18 protein-coding genes and 1 pseudogene are annotated in these 18,321 nt (G+C 55.8%); 8 read left to right on the forward strand and 11 right to left on the reverse strand.

Annotation, left to right across the window (positions count from 1 at the left end):
* Window positions 1-184: 184 nt before the first annotated feature.
* Complete coding sequence (locus tag ACMTNU_RS12500) at window positions 185-2,032, forward strand: ATP-binding protein (RefSeq protein ID WP_413935587.1); 1,848 nt, start codon at window positions 185-187, stop codon at window positions 2,030-2,032.
* Between the two features lie 29 nt (window positions 2,033-2,061).
* On the opposite strand, the gene ACMTNU_RS12505 is transcribed toward ACMTNU_RS12500, so the two are convergent.
* From ACMTNU_RS12505 to ACMTNU_RS12520, 4 genes are all read right to left on the reverse strand, one after another.
* The gene (locus ACMTNU_RS12505) at window positions 2,062-2,766 is read right to left on the reverse strand and encodes a rhomboid family intramembrane serine protease (protein WP_413935588.1); all 705 of its coding nucleotides are present in this window, start codon (window positions 2,764-2,766) and stop codon (window positions 2,062-2,064) included.
* Between the two features lie 12 nt (window positions 2,767-2,778).
* The gene (locus ACMTNU_RS12510) at window positions 2,779-3,651 is read right to left on the reverse strand and encodes a phosphoesterase (RefSeq protein WP_413935589.1); all 873 of its coding nucleotides are present in this window, start codon (window positions 3,649-3,651) and stop codon (window positions 2,779-2,781) included.
* Between the two features lie 66 nt (window positions 3,652-3,717).
* The gene (locus ACMTNU_RS12515) at window positions 3,718-4,773 is read right to left on the reverse strand and encodes an LOG family protein (protein ID WP_413935590.1); all 1,056 of its coding nucleotides are present in this window, start codon (window positions 4,771-4,773) and stop codon (window positions 3,718-3,720) included.
* Between the two features lie 79 nt (window positions 4,774-4,852).
* The gene (locus ACMTNU_RS12520; RefSeq protein WP_413935591.1) at window positions 4,853-5,629 is read right to left on the reverse strand and encodes a cyclic nucleotide-binding/CBS domain-containing protein; all 777 of its coding nucleotides are present in this window, start codon (window positions 5,627-5,629) and stop codon (window positions 4,853-4,855) included.
* 168 nt (window positions 5,630-5,797) lie between these two features.
* Between ACMTNU_RS12520 and ACMTNU_RS12525 the strand changes: the two genes are divergently transcribed.
* From ACMTNU_RS12525 to ACMTNU_RS12545, 5 genes are all read left to right on the forward strand, one after another.
* Window positions 5,798-7,279 (forward strand): DUF692 family multinuclear iron-containing protein, encoded by a 1,482-nt coding sequence (locus ACMTNU_RS12525; protein ID WP_413935592.1) that lies wholly within the window; start codon window positions 5,798-5,800, stop codon window positions 7,277-7,279.
* A 6-nt stretch (window positions 7,280-7,285) separates the two neighbouring features.
* On the forward strand, window positions 7,286-8,461 hold the full coding sequence (locus tag ACMTNU_RS12530) for a tRNA dihydrouridine synthase (protein ID WP_413935593.1): 1,176 nt from the start codon (window positions 7,286-7,288) through the stop codon (window positions 8,459-8,461).
* The gene (locus ACMTNU_RS12535) at window positions 8,452-9,084 is read left to right on the forward strand and encodes a Maf family protein (RefSeq protein ID WP_413935594.1); all 633 of its coding nucleotides are present in this window, start codon (window positions 8,452-8,454) and stop codon (window positions 9,082-9,084) included. The genes ACMTNU_RS12530 and ACMTNU_RS12535 overlap by 10 nt, the downstream gene beginning before the upstream one ends.
* A gap of 95 nt (window positions 9,085-9,179) precedes the next feature.
* Window positions 9,180-9,827: a hypothetical protein gene (locus ACMTNU_RS12540; RefSeq protein ID WP_413935595.1), complete on the forward strand. Its 648-nt coding sequence runs from the start codon at window positions 9,180-9,182 to the stop codon at window positions 9,825-9,827.
* A 133-nt stretch (window positions 9,828-9,960) separates the two neighbouring features.
* Entirely contained in the window at window positions 9,961-10,968 is a 1,008-nt protein-coding gene (locus ACMTNU_RS12545; protein ID WP_413935596.1) for a zinc-binding alcohol dehydrogenase family protein, read from the forward strand.
* Window positions 10,969-11,020: 52 nt separating this feature from the next.
* Here ACMTNU_RS12545 and ACMTNU_RS12550 read toward each other — a convergent pair whose 3' ends face one another.
* From ACMTNU_RS12550 to ACMTNU_RS12570, 5 genes and pseudogenes are all read right to left on the reverse strand, one after another.
* Complete coding sequence (locus ACMTNU_RS12550) at window positions 11,021-11,404, reverse strand: cyclic nucleotide-binding/CBS domain-containing protein (protein ID WP_413935597.1); 384 nt, start codon at window positions 11,402-11,404, stop codon at window positions 11,021-11,023.
* Window positions 11,405-11,545: 141 nt separating this feature from the next.
* Entirely contained in the window at window positions 11,546-12,175 is a 630-nt protein-coding gene (locus tag ACMTNU_RS12555; protein ID WP_413935598.1) for a hypothetical protein, read from the reverse strand.
* A 115-nt stretch (window positions 12,176-12,290) separates the two neighbouring features.
* Entirely contained in the window at window positions 12,291-14,021 is a 1,731-nt protein-coding gene (locus tag ACMTNU_RS12560) for an ABC transporter ATP-binding protein (RefSeq protein ID WP_413935600.1), read from the reverse strand.
* Window positions 14,022-14,111: 90 nt separating this feature from the next.
* Entirely contained in the window at window positions 14,112-14,336 is a 225-nt protein-coding gene (locus tag ACMTNU_RS12565) for a hypothetical protein (protein WP_141654195.1), read from the reverse strand.
* A gap of 68 nt (window positions 14,337-14,404) precedes the next feature.
* Window positions 14,405-14,462 (reverse strand): annotated as a pseudogene (locus ACMTNU_RS12570) (AURKAIP1/COX24 domain-containing protein); the annotation flags it as partial.
* Window positions 14,463-14,594: 132 nt separating this feature from the next.
* Between ACMTNU_RS12570 and ACMTNU_RS12575 the strand changes: the two are divergent.
* Entirely contained in the window at window positions 14,595-15,062 is a 468-nt protein-coding gene (locus tag ACMTNU_RS12575; RefSeq protein ID WP_413935602.1) for a hypothetical protein, read from the forward strand.
* A 3-nt stretch (window positions 15,063-15,065) separates the two neighbouring features.
* The gene (nadB, locus tag ACMTNU_RS12580; RefSeq protein ID WP_413935603.1) at window positions 15,066-16,700 is read left to right on the forward strand and encodes an L-aspartate oxidase; all 1,635 of its coding nucleotides are present in this window, start codon (window positions 15,066-15,068) and stop codon (window positions 16,698-16,700) included.
* Here the strand turns inward: nadB and ACMTNU_RS12585 are convergent.
* Complete coding sequence (locus tag ACMTNU_RS12585; protein WP_413935604.1) at window positions 16,633-17,295, reverse strand: lytic transglycosylase domain-containing protein; 663 nt, start codon at window positions 17,293-17,295, stop codon at window positions 16,633-16,635. The genes nadB and ACMTNU_RS12585 overlap by 68 nt on opposite strands.
* A 135-nt stretch (window positions 17,296-17,430) precedes the next feature.
* Window positions 17,431-18,291 (reverse strand): aminotransferase class IV, encoded by an 861-nt coding sequence (locus ACMTNU_RS12590; protein ID WP_413935605.1) that lies wholly within the window; start codon window positions 18,289-18,291, stop codon window positions 17,431-17,433.
* Window positions 18,292-18,321 lie beyond the last annotated feature (30 nt).

Here is an 18,321-nt window from a genome sequence, read left to right on the forward strand (position 1 = left end):
AACATTTATTTCCTCAAAAAAGTTCGTTCCCGACCAACCCTGTCCGTTCGATTTTGTCCCTTGATGGTTCGGAAGCGGTCCGAGCTCGTACCGCACAGGCAAAAAACCGAAGAATTCGCCAAGGGGCGGAGGGCACACAATTTGCTGTTTCCCGGCTATTTCCACCTCTGGAGGTAGATCTAGCATGGGAACTCGTCCGGCCCAATCTCGCTCTCATCAAGCCCCAGACCGACTCTATCGGATGCTGACGGACTCAGGATCGCGCTACCTTGTCCTTCAGGGGTTGGTCACGATCATCTTGTCCTATGAGCTGCTGTTCGGTGCCGATCCCGTCCTGAGTCGAGTGACGACCAATAGTCTGGTGTTGGGACTCTGGCTTGGGGTCATTGCCCTGGCCATGTTGCCTCGAACCGTATTTGAAGCTGCCTGGTTTGGGTCCATGCTGGTGGCTCTCGATACGATTCTGGTGACCGCTGCCATTTATCTCTCAGGGAATGCCCGCTCTGATCTCTACATCACCTATTTTGTGCTCATGTTGCTGGCGGCATCCGTTCGGCGACTCAGTCATCTATTCGGTCTCTCGTTGCTCTTGAGCGCCGGATACTCTGTGGTCCTCTATGAAGGTATTCTGAACACGGGAGCGCCGGTGACTGGACAGTTGCTGGGCATCCCGGTGCTGGTTGTGATGGCGGTCTTCTATGGAGTGGCTCTGGAAAATACGGCGGTCGTCCAGAAAGAGAACGACTCCCTACAGAAAGATGTCGAAGGGTTGAAGAAGACAGAAGAGGACTTGGCGATCGCAAAGTCCGAATTGGAGGCCAGGATCTCCGCATTAAAATCAGATCTGACCAAGGCCAAAACGGATTTGCGGGAAGGGCAACTCACCCGGCAGGGGCTTGAACGGCAGCTGCAGGAGGCGCAGAAACTTGAGGCGGTCGGCCGAGTCGCGGCGAGAATTGCGGGAGAGTTCGGATCTTTGTTTTCAGCTGTCGGGAAACAGACCGGGATCATGTTGACGCACCTTCAACAACATGATCCGCTTCGAGGGACGGTCGACGAATTATTCAAGGTCGGAGAACAAGCCGCCACGCTTACAGCACAACTCATTGCACTCAATCTCGAGAGAGATTCGGATCGAAACAAGGTATCGGTCCATGCCGTATTGGGTGACGTGCGCGGCATGATCGCTGATCTTCTGCCAGAACACATTGAGTTGCGGGTTCAGTTGGACCCCCAGGCGGCACATGTAGAAGTTGATCGAGAAGGGCTGGAAACCATCCTCTTTCAGTTGGCGGTGAATGCGCGGGATGCCATGCCGAATGGAGGTCGGCTCACGATCGATGTGAAGACGATCGAAGCGCCGGTGAAATCCGCACGGACAACTCAGGTCGGTGCGGCGGCGCCCCAGGTTGAGATCACCATCAGTGATACCGGAACCGGCATGAATTTGGATACTCAAGCCCACATGTTTGAACCATTGTTTTCAACGAAGGAAATGAATATTGGACTTGGCCTGACCGCTGTCTTTCGGATTGTGAAACAACATGGAGGTCGGCTGGCTGTGGAGAGCCGTCCAGGGCAGGGGACGGTCGTCCGCGTGTCCTTTCCCGCTGCGTCCGTCCCAGACGGACAGGAGGATTTACTTCAGAAGTCCATGTTGGCCAGGGGAGGAGAGACCATCTTATTGGTGGAAGAAGACGAAATTGAACGGAAGTTAGCGAAGTCGGTTTTACAGCGGCACCGCTACCAGGTTCTGGAAGCCGCCTCACCGGTCGAGGCACTGATGTTGACGCAACAGTATCAGGGAATCGTGCATCTTACGGTAAGTCCATTGGTCATGCCGGAAATCGGCGGGCGTGAATTGGCCAGGCGGCTGTTAGACCTCCAGCCCACGATGAAGGCATTGTTTCTATCCAGTTATGATGATGAAACGATTCGACAGCACCGGATCAATCAGCGGTTTGTTCTACAGCAGCCATATCGCCAGACCGGGTTGATCGGGAAAGTGAGAGAAATGTTGGATGCCGCTTAACGTGCGGTGGCCTAATCCGGATTGCTTTGCTATCGATCCCAGGTTGACCGTTCAGGAGCAAAGAACCGCACGTCCCTCCGTTTGAACAATCCGATTAACGCCATCCCCGTAAGAAATCCCCCGATGTGAGCGAAGAAGGCGACCCCACCGCCTGTGGAGCCTATGCTCATGCCTCCGCTGACGAGTTGAGTCACAAACCACATTCCTAGGACGATGCCGGCCGGCACCCGAGTCATTCCGATCGCCGGGAGCATCACCAACACGCGTGCGCGCGGATAGAGCAACAGGTAGGCGCCCAGTACCGCAGAAATGGCTCCGCTGGCTCCGACCATCGGAATCTCGGAGGAAGGATCGGTCAACGCATGGCTGAGCGCTGCCAGAATACCGGATAGGACATAAAAGACGACGAACTTCGCATGGCCCATGGCGTCTTCAACATTGTTCCCGAAAATCCACAGGTACAGCATGTTTCCCAGCAGGTGCATCCAACCTCCATGCAGGAACATGCTCGTCACCAATGTGAATACGGCGGGAAACCCGACGGCCGCTTCCTCTGGGAGGGTGGCGGTGCCGAAGATCACGGATGGAATCGCCCCGTACTGAACGGCAAAGAGCTGCGCCGGCACCTCTCGCAGATTGCTCTGATAGATAAACACGACGAAACACATGGCGATGAACGCCATCGTCACGAGGGGGGGCAGTCTGGTCGGATTATCGTCATGGAGTGGGATCACGACGACTCAAGGTTATAGGTGTTGGTGTCGAGCGGTCACCAAGCGGGGCAATTGCGGGTCGCTTGGGGGGGATCCATCGTGGCCCAGCGGAACTGAAAACCCGGCGGCATGGGTATGGCCTCCACCGCCGAATGAGGCGGCTATCGCACCCACATCTGTCCCGTCCGCTCGCGAACGCATGCTGAAATAGCGACGGCCATCCCGATCGTGCCAAATTACGCAAAACGGATACTCCGGAGAAAGCCGCTCGCCGATCTGGCTCGTAAGGATCGCACTCTGGACGGACGGAACGACTTCTCCCTGGAAGGCGACCATCACTGCCTGTGCTGCAAGTTTCCCGACGAGTTCCTGTTCATAGCGGAGGATGGCTCGGCCTTCCTGCTCGAGTGTCGATTGCGAAAATTCGTCCCACACGTTGAAGTCGAGGGGATAGGATGCCAATGCCGCGCTGATTTCACGACTGCCGGGTAGTGCCCAGGTCCATAAGTCCTTGTCTTGCACATACTGAAGGAGCCACGGTGCCGTCGTTCGATGAGCCCATTCCCAACTCAAGACGGCTCCGGACTTGGTCTGGTCAAAGTAGGCATGGGGAAACCCGGCCAAGGTCTGCTCGGCGGTGATATGGTGGTCCAAAATCAGGAGTTCTTTCGTTTCTGCGGCCATCGTCTCCAGAATCGGCCGTGCATAACTGAAGTCGACGATCAGTACCCGGCGGTCATTGAGATCGGGGGGCGGCGGTTGGCCGTGCTTGACGGGGAGAAATCTGGTGTTCGGAAACTTCTTCCAGACCGCCCAGGCGGCTCCAAACCCGTCGAAGCAATCCGCATGGTACAGGACGATGTCAGGGGGACCACAGAATGGTGAAGCAGTCGATACGGGAGCCATAGACTTGGGAGCGGACCTCTTGGCCTGTTGTTCTACGCCAGGAACTGTACATGGAATCGGAGTGCCTTACAAGTCGTTGAGGTGGTGGATCAGGTGGCGGAGCCGCCCGGCACTGCGTCGGTTGAAGTTGAATACGAGCCGTGGCAGCTCTCGTATGGCCGGTTCATCGAGTTCTTCTTGCAGTGGTCCGCTCTGTTCAAAGGTGCCGTCGGAGAGTAAATCGGAAAAGCGTTCCCGGATCCGTTCAAGTTGTTCCGCAGAGACGGGCTCTTTCAGTCGCATAGCCAGCTGCCTGCCCACGAATCGCATGGAGTGATAGCGCCGATAGAAGCGGAGGATGTGGCTTACGGCTTCATCGGCGGAGGTCACGATGGTGAAGAGAGCCAGGTCTTCCTCGTTGATCAGTTTGCGGCGCAGGAGTTGTCTGGTGATGAATGCCGCCCAATCGTCCCAATAATCACAGCCGGGAGCCTGAAGACAGACGATCGGCTGGGGATCACTCTTTCCTGTCTGCGCGAGAGTGAGAATTTCAAATCCCTCGTCATGCGTGCCGAACCCTCCGGGGAACAGTGCGATGGCGTTGGCTTCCTTTTGGAACATCAACTTGCGGGTGAAAAAATACTTGAAGGTGATCAGTTTCGGGTCGTCGGCGATCGTCGAGTTCGGTCCTTGTTCGAACGGCAGCATGATGTTGACGCCGAAGCTGTGCTCACGTCCTGCACCCTCCTGTGCGGCACGCATGATGCCATCGGCACCGCCGGTAATGACCATGAACCCCGCTCGCACAACGGCCTGGGAGAATTGGTGGGCCAGCTGATAATTGGGATCGTCGGAGGGAGTCCGTGCAGATCCAAAAATGCTCACTTTTTTGCGGTCGCGATACCCATGGAATACACCGAAGGCATGGCGGAGTTCTTTGACCGCGCGGTTGACGATTTTGACATCCAGGAGATCCAGCTGCGCCTCATGCAGCTTCAACAGCCCTGTCATGAGCTCACGCATGAGTGCGGCATGGAGGTCGTCTTCCGGACTATCGAGTAACAGGCTGATCTGCTGGAGGATGTCCTCTCGCGATAAGGCGGGGCGGGGTCGAAGCGATGCAGACTTGCTGGTCATCGTCATGGTTGTCCTTGTGAGTGGTAATAAGAAAGCTTACCAACGGATCGGGTCCTGGTCAAAGATTGATGCAAACAAGACCAGTCTACGATGAACTGAGGGAGGGGGGAAGCTGCCCGAGGACCCAGGCTTTGATTCGAGACTGATCTGCCGGGGAAAGGTCCAGAAACTGGATTTCCACGGCAGGCGGCGTGGACAAGATGGGGCGGGTCACACCTGATACGGCCTCAAGGCCGGCGTTATTCAACACGGTCCCTCTGATCGTGAGGGGACTCATCGTTTCTGAGAGAGAGAAGCCTAGAATAACTCGGGCTCCGGGTAACAATAAGGCGGAAGAGATCAGCGACGCACCGGCATGGCTTAGTTGGGTGATGGTGCTCTGATGGGCTGTTCCTGCGCCCTCTCCCTCCAACATACTGACCGTTGCCGAAATATTGGCCACACATCGCTTGGGTGACAGCACGAGGTCTCGGGCAGTCAACACACCGACCGGTTGGTTTTCCTTGGTGACGATGAGGATCGGGGTTCCCGAAGACATCATGAGGGTGGAGGCCTCATCTATGGCTCGATCATACTCGATGAATTGGACCGGACGTGTCATGATGGTCCGCACTTCGACATCGTCTGGTTCGAGTCCTTGAGCCACGACCTTCTTGACGATGTCGGTCGGAGTCATGAGTCCAAAACGCCATTCGGTATCTTTGACCAAAAGACAGGGCATCCGTTCGCGTTCTAGCAGTGAGGCCGCTTCGGTGACCGATATATCTCCGGGAATTTGGACTACACCGGGTGTCATCATATGTCCAACCAGAATAGTCTGCGGATCCTCCCCTCGCAGCCGTTGAATATCCTTCTCCAACATCGCTCAGCCAGGTCCTCTCTTCTCACGAATCTGCTCGCCTGGCCGTCGCAATGTATGCCAAGTATAGCAGAAGGTTCTCTGGGCCCATGAAGGGCTGAACGCCTTGTCATTCAATGGTTTTCCGGCATACACTAGGTACGAATTGTGGCCCTGTCGGAAGGACCAAAGATGGATTGCGGAGAGTCTGCTCATCAAGAATTCCTGAGTCGAGTTGAGGCGATTCCGTTGCATGGTTTGGGGTTGTCTGTCGATGTCCACTCCCCGGATTTGCCTAGCTTGCGGCGAAGTCTACTCGCACGTCAAGTGCCACCGGCGTACTTCGAAATCTTTCGGAATACGACGCGGGCCTTGGCGGTGACAAGGGGCGAAGTCGTCGATGCACGATTGACGTATCATGGCGAGGGCTTATGGATGACACAACCCGGAGTGACGGAGTCCGAACTGTTTCAACAAGCCGTATGTGAAGCGGGCGAACACCTCCATACTCTGCAGAGTGCGTGGCTCAATCACGAATGCGCAGCCAAGGTTTTTGCCGGCTACTGCTATGGAACCTATCTGCCGCCGCTCTATACACGAGGGAGTGCGGAGGTGGTGGCCGAAAATGCCACCGTGGTGCAATATCAGCTTGATCAGCTAGGTTGTTTGCTAGATGGGAGCAGGCCGCTGGTTTTGCTTGAGATGCCGCCGCTCACCTACTTTGTCGCGGGAACGTTGCCCATCCCGATGTTTTTTCAGGTGATTTGCGACCAGTCGCCATGTGGTCTTGTCCTTGATGTGGGGCATCTGTGGACGGTGTATCGCTACACCGGAGCGTATCGGACGATCTCGTTGCCGCGGTTCGTTGAGACATTTCTCGATGCGTTCCCGTTGAATCGTGTTGTCGAGATTCATGTTGCAGGCCTTGATATCCATGAATCAATCCGAGCGCATCCGAGTCAACGGGTACCACGCGCCGATGAGACCGCATTGCCGGCTTGGACAGATGCCCATGCAGCCCCTATTCCACCGGTCCTGTTCGAGATGCTTGATCAGATTTTGTGCCATCCACGGCTCACCAACTTAAGGGGGCTGGCTTTGGAAGTGGATACGAAACCGGCAGAAATGATCGTGGACGAATTTGCTGCGTTTTCCCGACGCTATGCGGCGGTGTTCCAAAAGGGAGGTCACAGCGAGAAGACCGTCCCTATCCGTGAAGCGGAGGTGGTGCTGGGGGCAGCGGCATCCGCAGCGAGCAGAGAGATGATGGAAGCAGCCTATCAGCGCTATGTCCACGTTCTACTGGGCAAGGTGGAGCCAAGAGGGCCGGAGTGGAATGAGGATCCGGGGTACACCCATGAGCTAGATCTCTATCACTCTCTGTATCTCCCCTATGAAATCCTACACTGGAGCGGTGAGATTACGGATATGTTCGTGGAATCATGCCGTCGGCTTCGTGAACGAGGGATTGCGTTGGAAGGATTTGTGGCGTTCTGGTTCCATGACCCTCAGCCGCTCGCCGAGCTATATGATTTCTTCTTGTTGAAAGTGGATCGATTTGTCGCATTCGTCTATGAAGTGGCCCCCGACGTCGGGGATTTGGCTGCAGCAGAGGCTGAGGGGCTTCGTCAGGCCTATCGCCTTGCGAACGAACCAATCCCGACTGCGCAATGAGCTGACATGAATTTCTGGCAGCACCTTCCTCGACCGATTGTTGGACTGTCCCCGATGGACGGTGTCACCGACGCCTGTTTCCGGTCCGTCATTGCTTCTCACGGAAGGCCGGACGTGACGTTCACGGAGTTTACACATGTTCATGACGTGTGCCGCGCTCCGGAAATCCATTTGGAAACACTCCGGTACAGCGAGATTGAGCGGCCGATCGTCGCGCAGCTCTACGGGAATGATCCGGAGCTTTTCTATTTAGCAGCACAAGCGGTCTGCGAATTGGGATTCGATGGGTTGGACATCAACATGGGGTGTCCCTCCAAGAGTGTCGCAGCGTCGGGATCCGGCGCCGGCCTCATCCGTACCCCCGAACTGGCGCGCTCGCTGATCCAGGCGGCCAAGCGCGGCATTGACGATTGGGCAGGCGGGCAGACCCTTGAACAAGGGGGCTTCAAACCTGCACGTGTCGAAGTTTTTGAACGGATGAACCGACAGCGTGGTGCGCAACCGGTCAGCCGACGGGAGACACTTCCGGTTTCCGTCAAGACCCGACTGGGATATGAATCGGTGACGGTGGAGGCCTGGGTCGAGCAGTTATTGATGGAACAGCCGACGGTCATTTCCCTCCACGGACGGACGTTGAAACAGATGTACCGGGGGGCAGCGGATTGGTCGGCGATTGCACGAGCGGCTTCACTGGTACGGGGAACCGGAACATTGCTGTTGGGGAACGGCGACATTCAGTGTCTCGACGACATATCACGGCGGGTTGGTGAAACCGGTGTTGATGGTGTCCTCGTGGGACGCGGAGTGCTTGGCGCTCCTTGGTTCTTTCGCCCCAAGGAGTTAGTCCGGGGGCAAGCGAGTAGCGAGAGAGGGCCTGAGTCCGGCTTGTCGCTCAGCACTGTTTCGCTAGACGAGCGCTTTGCCGTTCTGCTCGAACATGCCAAGCAGTTTGTGGAAATCTTTGGGCACAAGCAGTTCTATCGCATGCGCAAGCATTTGGGGTGGTATTGTAAAGGATTTCCCCATGCTGCTTCGCTTCGGTCCCAGATGGTGCGTGTATCCTCTGTCGAGGAGCTCCAGTCCATCCTCAAGGCGTTTCACATAAGACCCCAGAGTGGAGTGGTCCTTCCATACGATGAATCAGTCGATATGGCCGAAACTTTGGCGTCACGATGCAGCTAGTACTCGCATCCGGTTCACCTCGGCGTAAGGAACTTCTTGCCCTGCTCGGTGTTGATTTTGAAGTATGCACATCCGAGTTCCCTGAGCATCCGATGGCGGGATGGTTGCCGCTCGAACAGGCCAAGTACTTCGCTCGTGAAAAGGCCCGCTGCGTCGCCCGGGTTCGTCTGCAAGACTTCATCCTTGGCAGTGATACCGTCATTGAACTCGATGGGCACCTCTTGGGGAAGCCCCTTCATCTTGAGGATGCCCGCATCATGCTGAGTCGGCTCGCCGGTCGCTGTCATCATGTCCATACGGCGGTTGCAATCTGCTGTCAGGCGCGAGGGATTGACAGAGTTGAGGCGTCCACAACACACGTGACCATGAAAGTGGATGTTGAAGATGTCTATAGCCGATATCTTGCTTCCCAGGAATCATTGGGAAAAGCCGGAGCCTATGCGATTCAAGGACTTGGCGGAGATCTGGTGGAGCGGATCGACGGCGATTATACCACCGTGGTGGGTCTACCGCTGAAACTCGTCGCTCGCCTGTTGCAGTCAGTTGGGTATCCGATTGCGCTCGATATCGAGGAGCTGTATCACCGCAAGCCCTATGCGAATTGGCATCGCTTCGCGGTGTGATTGCAAAGGCGGGGCGGTTCCCCTACAATGCGCCCCTATCAAGAGAATAGGCCTGTTTTGCAGGACCGTGTCTACATGAGAGAGAACCTGAATCCATGACGTTTGGTGGTTTGATCAGATTGGTCGTTGGGTTGATGGGAATCCTGGCAATAGGGGCTCATTCTGCCTGGGCGATCGATGTAAATTTGTCCTCAGAAGAGGCCCACAAGACGCTCGAAACCGGGCGCACTCCGATGGAAAAAGCCAATTCCCAGGACGAGGTGAAGAAGGTCCTTCAGCAAGCGTCGCTGGCGACCCGTGTCGGTGCCGATCCTGAAACGGATCCCTGCGGAGCAAGCGCCGTTCTCCGTACGAAGCGGTACCGGCTTGAAGCATTCGGCCGCCAGGAGGCTGCGGAATCGAAGAAACGCAAAACGGACATTCGTATGCCGGAAGAGTTCATCAAGAAAGTGATGGACATGCCGAACATGGAGATCGAGGTGCAGCTTTGCGGCGACGACGAGTACTTCGCCGAGGGTGCGCTGATTGAGCTGCAGCAAGGGTCGAAGCGGATCAAGGCCATCGACATCGGCAAAGCCGAGCGTGGAAGAAAAAATGAAACGAACGGTCCTGCCTATCGGTCTCGATTTACGGCTCTCTTCGCCTACGAGCAATTCGATCCAAACGCCGCTTCCGTGTTTGTCGTGAACCTCCAAGACGGCAAGGAAATCAGAATCCCCGCCGAGTTCTCCAGGGTGAAGTAAGGTCGACTCATTTCCTACGCCTTTGTGTCCCGGTTCAAATCGACAGAGTTTCTGTTCCCTCAGTTTCTAGCTTGGCACAGTCATGGCCGGACTTGGTTGCCGAGCCTATGGATCACTATGGTAGGAGGGGCCAATGAAGGTACTGGGCTACACACAGGCACATATGCTAGATGCGTTCAATCTTCAGTGGACGGAACTGCCGGATCCCATTCCAACTGGCCGTGATCTTCTGGTTGAGGTCAAAGCTATTGGGTTGAATCCGATTGATTACAAGATCCGTTCACGACGATCCGGGATAGATGGTCAACCGGTGATTCTTGGTTGGGATGCTGCAGGGATTGTACGGGCGAACGGCAACGAGGCGACGCACTTCAAGGTCGGGGACGAGGTGTTCTATAGCGGAGACCTCAACCGGGCGGGCTCCTACGCAACCAGGCAACTCGTGGATGAACGGCTCGTGGCCTTGAAGCCGAAGAATCATTCCTTTGCGGAGGCTGCCGCGCTTCCCCTGACCAGTTTGACAGCCTATGAGATGCTCTTTGAAAAGATGCGGCTTCTTGGGTCTGATCGTCGGACGGTGCTCATTATCGGTGGCGCCGGGGGTGTCGGGTCGCAGGCGATCCAATGGCTCAAACTAAAAACTCCCATGACCGTGATTGTCACGACGTCTCGTCCGGAGAGCCAACAGTGGGTGACCAGCCTCGGTGCTGATTATGTCGTGTCACACCAGAGCTTCGTCGCGGACATCCGGGCACTTGGGATCCAGTTTGTCGATTGTATCTTCAGTACGACGCATTCAGGCCAGCACTGGAGCAACATGGCTGAGATTATTGCGCCGTTCGGCGAAATCGGGCTAATTGACGATGCCGATGGACTGGATATCTCGATCTTTAAACGCAAAGCCGTGAGTCTCCATTGGGAATTGATGTTTACGAAATCGATGTTCGGCTATCGCCTGGAGTCACAGGGAAAGATTTTGAGTGAGGTAAAGGATTTAATTGAGTCTGGTAGGATGCGTGCCACGGCGAATCGGGTACTGAACGGTCTGACTGTTGAGAATCTCCGAGCCGGCCACACGATGCTGGAACAACATACCAACATCGGCAAGGTGGTCGTGTTGCTGTCCTCAAACGGACAGTGATTAAGGAGTGGAGATACCGTGGCCTGGCCGGTGAAGCGAGTCGGTTAGGGGTTTAGAACTCGTCGATGGACACCGGTCGAAGAAAGTCTCGGACCGATACGAGCCCGATGAGCGCACCCCCTTTTGTCACTCCGAGGTGGAGCGTGCGGTGCTTATCCATGAGGTCGGCTGCTTCCGTTAATGGCCGCCGCTCTTCGATACCGGGAATCGGACTGCTCATGATGGCATCAACCGGCACAAAATACGATGCCTTCTTGGCTCCCACGAATTTCTTGACGATGTCCGACTCGGTGACGATGCCGATGATTTTCGCTTTGTGAGTCACCAATACACTTTCTACATTGCAGGCTCGCATGAGTTTCGCTGCCTCGATGACCGACGTGCCAGCTTCTACGGTCATCGGTTCTGTCTGCATCAAATTGCCGACTGTTACCATCTGATCCTCCATTTGATTGTTTAGTAGTGCCCTGATGCTACCAGTGTCCTGTTGCGCTGGGGTTAGAGGGACGTTACAGGAAGGTAAAGTTTGAATGGCAGAAGCGCCAGGTATCTTGTGCGATTGTCTTAAGCTGGTAACTCATTCGAACTCTTCCCATCCGCTCAACCGGCTACCCAAGACGAGTGTGCGTCTGGTTGTGGACACAAGAATGAGCCCGTTGTCGTTGTCCACTCCCACGATCTGTTCGTGCACGTCCAACGGTTTCGAGGCGAAGCCTCCGAGCAACGGGGTAAAACCGACCACGCGCTCATTCGTGAGGAAGACTGCTCCATAGTCGTTGCTATACAATCGGTGCACCTTTTCTCGCACGCCCAGTGCTTCTTTGAGCCACAGACCGTTGACACCACGAAATCCGTACAGATCTCGGTCCGTTCTGATAAGCATGAAGGTGGGAAGGATCTTCCGCTCGAGGATTTTTTCGTTCACGCCCAGTTCTATCTTCGTCCAGGTCAGCGCACGGCTGGAAAATCCTAAGAGGCGACGTGATGTCACCACGATGCCGTTGAGTCCGTTCGCACCGGAACTGATCACCACTTCCTGGGCCCCCAACGGAATTTCCCTCCGCCCACTGAGCTGACTGGTCGCGACAGCTTGGCCAGATTCAACCCACAGGGTCACCTCGGTCCCCAGCTCCACGGCCTGCACCATGGTCGGCCATGACGAACAGATCAGGAGAAGAAAAATCCGATGGTAGTGAACGAGGGCCATGGCACGGTGATTATACCGTGCTTCAAGGTCCCGTTGGGGGTGTGGTGGGTAGTCCAACCTGGGTGTTTCGAGAGTGCCACAGGTCTGTCGGTTGGGATGAGGCTGGAGCGATCGTTCAGGTCGTCGGCTCGTTGAGCCTGATGGTGTAGAGGTAGTGGTATAACCCCTTGCACTCCATCAATTGCGTATGTGTGCCTTCTTCCACCAACTGCCCTTTATCCAAGACCAGAATTCGGTCGGCACGTTGGATGGTTGACAAGCGGTGGGCGACGACGAAGGTCGTGCGGTTTTCCATGAGGCGTTGGAGGGCTTCCTGCACCAGCCGTTCCGATTCGGTGTCGAGCGATGACGTGGCCTCATCGAGTAAGAGAATGCGAGGATTCTTCAAAATGGCTCGAGCAATTGCGATTCTCTGGCGTTGCCCACCCGATAGGTTGACCCCTTTCTCGCCTACCACGGTATGGTACCCATCCGGCAAGTCGGTGATGAAGTCATGTGCGTGGGCTGCTTGGCTTGCCGCTACCACAGTGACTTCGCTTGCCTCTCTGTTCCCATAGCGAATGTTGTCGAGGATGGTACCTCCGAACAAGATGGTTTCTTGTGGCACCAGCGCAATCTGTTGATACCAACTGTCGAGGGTCACGTCCCGCAGATCTCGTCCGTCGATGGTCAGGTGCCCTTCTATTGGATCGTAGAACCGATGCAGCAGATTGATCACCGTGGTCTTCCCGGCGCCGGTTGGCCCGACGAAGGCAACCAATTCACCAGGTTTCGCCTCAAACGACAGGTGAGCAAGCACTGGATGACGAGTGTCATAGCTGAAAGTGACGTCTTCCATCCGCACGTGGCCTGAGATTGTTCCGAGCGGCTGCGCGTCTGGTCGATCATCGATATCCGGCTTGGCCTCCAAGATCTCGAAGACTCGCTGAGTCGCACCCTGTGCCTCCTTGATCTGAGTAAAGATCTTGGCCGCTGAGCTGAAGGGCCCGATCAAGATGCCGGCAAAGAGTACAAACGAAAAGAGATCACCCGGTGTGACCACGCCGTCGATGACCTGGCGACCTCCGTACCACAGGACGGCGGTGGCCGATGAGAAGGTCAGCAGGCTGATCACCGGAATGAAGACGGCCATGATACCGGCTCGACGGAGTGTCAGGCGCAGTGTCTGCTCGACCTGATCAGCAAAACGGGTCTGCTCCCGTTCTGTCTGGACGAATGATTTGACGATGCGAATGCCGGAAATGACTTCCTCGGTCAGGGTGCTGAGTGCAGCCGTGTGATCTTGAATCAAGGTCGACAGAGATTTCAGCCGTCGACCGAACATTTTTGAGACGACTACCAACAACGGGAGCAGCACAAGAATCAGGAGGCAGAGCTGCCAGTTCATCAAGAGCAGGAACGTGATACCGCCGACGAAAGTCACGAGTTGCTTGACTCCGTCGATGGGAGCTTCCGTGACGAGGGATTGAATGACAGTGACATCGGACATCAACCGGGAGAGTAATTCTCCTGTGCGTCGGCGGGCGAAAAAGCTGACCGTCAGTTTTTGGAGGTGCCCGAAGAGATGCTTGCGAAAGTCAGCGACGACGGTTTGGGAGACCCAAGCGGTGAGGTAACTATGGCCCATCGAGCAGAGTCCTTGAAGAATCACCAGGCCAAGGAACCACCCGATGGAGCGCGTCATTCTGTCTGCGTCATGTTGAACGGTGATCACGTCCCAGAGCGTCCCGGCCAGCCGGACCAAGGTGAGGTTGATAAGAGCCACGCCGGTCACGAGAAGCCCGGCCAGCAATAGACGAGGGACGTAGGGGCGAACGAACGGCAGGAATCGCTTAAAGATCACCATTGCACGTCAAGTAGTTCGGTTGACTGTATCATCAAGCGGTCGGTGCAGTCTTGTTACACGAATCGGAGTGACGGGAGGGGGTGGTTTGGGCTAGATCTGAACGATTGACTCGATCAGGTTTTTGTTGACTGCGACGAAATCCGACTGTTCCTTCTCGTTGATAACCACGTCAGTGAGGCTAATGAACAGACGTGCCTCTTCGTTAATCGCATCGGAGACGCGATTTCGCATCGGGGGTACCAGGAAGTCTCCCACGTACGTACAACTGACCGTCCGTACGCGGATTCGAACCTTCTTGCCCTTACCCTCGGACACGGCCTTGTCCTCCCGCTACGCAGGCTGAGCTTAGCTTTTCCGGCGAAGGAACTTTTGACGTTGGCGCAACTTCTTGTACTTGTGCTTGCGCATCTTCTTCCGTCGTTTCTTCAAGACGCTTGACATGCTTAGTATCTCCAAAGAAGGGGGAGTCTAAAAGCTTTTTCTGAAAAATGCAAGCTCACGGCATGCTTTTCCCCTATGCTATACTGCCGTTCTATGATTGTCCGGCGAGCCTGTCTTTCACCGACTTCGCATATGGGGTGGCTTCTGTTGCTGGCTTTTCTAGTGACAGGCTGTCCGTCTAAGACGATTCAGTACCCCGCCGAGCACGAGCGACTGCTTCGTCTTGATCAGGCCCTGGAATCCCTCCGAAGCGCGTATGAGCGAAAGGATCGGACAGGATTTCGGTCGATGCTGTCTCCGCTCGATCAGACTGAAGAGCTGCAACGACAAGCAGAAATGGATTTTGAGGCGTTCCATACGATTACGCTTGAGTTCAGGATCGAGCGGGTCATGCTCGCAAAGGACGCCTTCGATGTGCTGGTCAATTGGCAGGGGACATGGAAAAAAGACGCCAATGATACGGGCACACGGCAGCGTGGCCATGCTCGATTGCAATGGGTCGGGACGTCTTCGATTCTTTTGCGCGGGGCGCAGGGCGACTTGCCATTCGGGATGCAGACCAAACAGATGTTGTCCGAGCAGTCCTCTCCACTACGATAAACAATGCCGCGATCTGTGCTGGAAGCAGATTTTCTTGTGATCGGCAGCGGCGTTGCCGGGCTTCGTGCTGCCTTGGAGCTCTGCCGGGTTGGGCGAGTGATCATGCTCACCAAAGGCCATCCTCTTCAGAGCAATTCGATCTTCGCGCAAGGGGGCGTTGCCGTTGCGTTGAGTGAAGAAGACGATGTTGCCATTCATTTGATGGACACGGTAAAGGCGGGCCATGGGCTGTGCCGTCGAGCGGCGGTACGTGTGCTGGTGGAAGAAGGGCCGGACCGAATTCAGGAATTAATCAAGTGGGGAGCAAAGTTCGACAAGGCCGGCGGAAAATTCGCTTTTACGCGGGAAGCAGCCCACAGCCGTAACCGCATCCTTCGCGCGCGAGGCGATGCGACGGGAAATGAGATGGTCCGCGCCCTTATGGCACAAGCGGTTCGACAACAGCGAATTGCCCGCTTGGATTATCACTTTACAGTTGATCTGGTTGTGGAAGGAGGGCGATGTTGCGGCGCGGTGGTCCTTGACGAAAACTCCGGAAAACAATTCGTCATTCCCGCAAAGGCAGTTGTCCTTTCGACCGGTGGCGCCGGCCAGGTTTTTGCCAGGACGACGAATCCTCCCAATGCCACAGGCGATGGGATGGCGATGGCCTTCCGTGCGGGGGCGGAACTGCAAGATATGGAGTTCGTCCAGTTTCACCCGACGTCACTCTATCTTCCATCAAGCCCACCATTCTTATTGTCGGAAGCCATGCGCGGGGAAGGTGGTCAGCTCCGCAATAATAAGGGCGAGTCGTTTATGACACGATACCACCCGCTCGGTGTGTTGGCTCCAAGGGATATCGTGGCACGAGCGATCTGGGCGGAAATGGCGGCGACGCGTGCCCGGCATGTCTATCTCGATGTGACGCATTTGGGATCGGATTTTGTGAAACGTCGCTTTCCCACAATCTATGCAACCTGCCTTCGGCACGATATCGACATTACGGAAGAGTGGATTCCGGTCTCGCCAAGCGCCCATTATATGATGGGCGGGGTCACGACTGACCTGAACGGAGCGACAACCTTGCCGGGCTTGTTCGCGGCCGGAGAGGTGGCATGCAGTGGAGTGCATGGAGCCAATCGGCTGGCGAGTAACTCGTTGTTGGAAGGGTTGGTATTCGGGAGGCGTGCTGGCGTGGCCGCCATCGCATCAGCCGCTCGCGGTTCGATGCCGAGTGTGTTCGAATCCCATGAACTGCTACCATGCGACCACGGTGATCGTTTGGAAGATGTCGAAAAGGTGCGAAATTCCCTGCGACGGATCATGTGGGGCCAAGTCGGGTTGATCCGATCTCGGGAGTCTTTAGTCCGGGCCACGGCCCAACTTGGTCGATGGGAACGGATGGTTTCTCGATCCTTTTCGAGCAGAGCGGATCTCGAGGTGAAGAACATGGTCCAAGTGGCGCGTTGTGTGGCGGAGGCGGCTTTGTGGCGGGAGAACAGCGTCGGCGCCCACTACCGATCCGATTTCCCCGGGACGCGACGTCCTGGATGGAAGACGCATAGCCGACTGCGTCTCGCGGATCGGACTACTGAGCGGGTGGGATTGAGACCTCGGGGGAGGCTGGTGCCACGGCGTACCCCGAAGACGGGATGACATGCCCGGTCGACGCCAGGTCATGTGAGAGGAAGGTTCGGTAGTACCGAAGGACCTTGCGGACATACTGGCGTGTTTCATCGATCGGTGGAAGGGTGCGGTATCGGTCGACCACGTGCTCTCCAGCATTGTAGGCCGCAAGCGCGAGAGGGAGATTCCCTCGGAATCGATCCAATAGTTGACGGAGATACTTGGTTCCCCCACCGATATTGTCTTCGGGATCGTACAAATCTCGAACATCCAACTGAAGTGCGGTCTGCGGCATCAACTGCATCAACCCGATCGCACCGGATCGTGAAACGGCGCGGGGGTCAAAATTCGACTCAGCCTTGATCACAGCACGGATAAGGGCCGGATGGAGTTGATGTTGCCTTGAAAACCGCTTGATCATCGGCTCCAATTCCTGCTCCGAGATGACCGGGTGTAGTCGATTCGGGCGGATGTCGACTCGGCGATATCGGATATCAGATGGGACATTGGTCAGAGAAATGGTCCCCTTGGAGTCAATGTACTGGTAGATCTCCGCATGCAGAGATGGAACCGTACCCAGTAGACAACTGCTCAGCAAGAGCGCAGTTGCCAGGCTGGTGCGCATGCATGCGGAGACGCATAGGAATCTGTGATTCAGCATGGTCACACGATAGCAGTCTCTAATGGGCAGTCAAGGAATTGTAGATCTTCTGCTGTTCGGCTGTGTGAGGACCCGATGAAACTGCAGAGAATCGGAGAGTCAGCTTGATGTAGGAGGTTCTGAGAGTCGGGCTCGAGACTGAATAAACCGCGCTCGTAGTTTGCGGGTCAGAGGGCCTGGGGCTCCATTCCCGACTCGCTTGTTGTCGACCACTACCACCGGCATGATCTCTATGCTGGTGTTGGTCAAAAAACACTCATCGGCCTGATAGAGTTGGTCAACGGTAAAATGTCCTTCCTTGATGGGCAGGTGGAGTTCTTCGGCCAATTGAATCACGGTTTGTCTGGTGATGCCGTCGAGGAGACCACAGTCCAAGGCAGGCGTACTGAGTCGGCTATTCCGGATGAAGAAGAGATTGCTGATCGTGCCTTCAGTCAGGTGTCCTTCCCAATTGAGCAGAAGGCTGTCGAACGCGTTCCCTGCGATGGCTTCTTGCTTGGCCAAGATGTTGTTGAGGAAATTGGTGGTTTTGATTCGCGGTGGGAGGGCGCTCGGCAAGTTACGCCTGGTTGATGCGACGATCACGGTGACGCCTTGGTCGTAGAGCTGGGGTGCCGGAGGCACCAGCCGCTTGGTCATCACGACAACGGTCGGTGAGGAGCACAGGGCCGGATCCAGCCCAATATCTCCGGCTCCACGCGAGACTGTGATTCGGACATAGGCGTCCTGTTGATCAGTTCCTACCTCGTTCCGTTCCATGGCTTCCTGAAGAATGGTGGCCCATTGGGCAAGAGGAATCGGAATCCTCAAGTTGATGGCATCAGCGGACTGAAACAGTCGCAATAGATGGCGGTCTCGCATGAAGAGGCGAGGGCCATACGAGCGCATCGTTTCAAAGACTCCATCGCCGTAGAGAAACCCATGATCGAAGACAGAGATGATCGCTTCGTGGTCTTGCACAAATCGATCATTCAAGTAGATCCACACCGT

The sequence above is a fragment of the Nitrospira sp. BLG_1 genome, from assembly GCF_047338595.1.
In the GTDB taxonomy this organism is placed as follows: Bacteria; Nitrospirota; Nitrospiria; order Nitrospirales; family Nitrospiraceae; genus Nitrospira_D.

What these genes read in the sequence shown, in the direction of transcription:
- ACMTNU_RS12500 (WP_413935587.1), top strand. Translation starts at nt 185, where the DNA reads ATGGGAACTCGTCCGGCCCAATCTCGCTCTCATCAAGCCCCAGACCGA.
- ACMTNU_RS12510 (WP_413935589.1), bottom strand. Translation starts at nt 3,651, where the DNA reads ATGGCTCCCGTATCGACTGCTTCACCATTCTGTGGTCCCCCTGACATC.
- ACMTNU_RS12515 (WP_413935590.1), bottom strand. Translation starts at nt 4,773, where the DNA reads ATGACGATGACCAGCAAGTCTGCATCGCTTCGACCCCGCCCCGCCTTA.
- ACMTNU_RS12520 (WP_413935591.1), bottom strand. Translation starts at nt 5,629, where the DNA reads ATGTTGGAGAAGGATATTCAACGGCTGCGAGGGGAGGATCCGCAGACT.
- ACMTNU_RS12525 (WP_413935592.1), top strand. Translation starts at nt 5,798, where the DNA reads ATGGATTGCGGAGAGTCTGCTCATCAAGAATTCCTGAGTCGAGTTGAG.
- ACMTNU_RS12530 (WP_413935593.1), top strand. Translation starts at nt 7,286, where the DNA reads ATGAATTTCTGGCAGCACCTTCCTCGACCGATTGTTGGACTGTCCCCG.
- ACMTNU_RS12535 (WP_413935594.1), top strand. Translation starts at nt 8,452, where the DNA reads ATGCAGCTAGTACTCGCATCCGGTTCACCTCGGCGTAAGGAACTTCTT.
- ACMTNU_RS12540 (WP_413935595.1), top strand. Translation starts at nt 9,180, where the DNA reads ATGACGTTTGGTGGTTTGATCAGATTGGTCGTTGGGTTGATGGGAATC.
- ACMTNU_RS12545 (WP_413935596.1), top strand. Translation starts at nt 9,961, where the DNA reads ATGAAGGTACTGGGCTACACACAGGCACATATGCTAGATGCGTTCAAT.
- ACMTNU_RS12550 (WP_413935597.1), bottom strand. Translation starts at nt 11,404, where the DNA reads ATGGTAACAGTCGGCAATTTGATGCAGACAGAACCGATGACCGTAGAA.
- ACMTNU_RS12555 (WP_413935598.1), bottom strand. Translation starts at nt 12,175, where the DNA reads ATGGCCCTCGTTCACTACCATCGGATTTTTCTTCTCCTGATCTGTTCG.
- ACMTNU_RS12560 (WP_413935600.1), bottom strand. Translation starts at nt 14,021, where the DNA reads ATGGTGATCTTTAAGCGATTCCTGCCGTTCGTTCGCCCCTACGTCCCT.
- ACMTNU_RS12575 (WP_413935602.1), top strand. Translation starts at nt 14,595, where the DNA reads ATGGGGTGGCTTCTGTTGCTGGCTTTTCTAGTGACAGGCTGTCCGTCT.
- nadB (WP_413935603.1), top strand. Translation starts at nt 15,066, where the DNA reads ATGCCGCGATCTGTGCTGGAAGCAGATTTTCTTGTGATCGGCAGCGGC.
- ACMTNU_RS12585 (WP_413935604.1), bottom strand. Translation starts at nt 17,295, where the DNA reads ATGCGCACCAGCCTGGCAACTGCGCTCTTGCTGAGCAGTTGTCTACTG.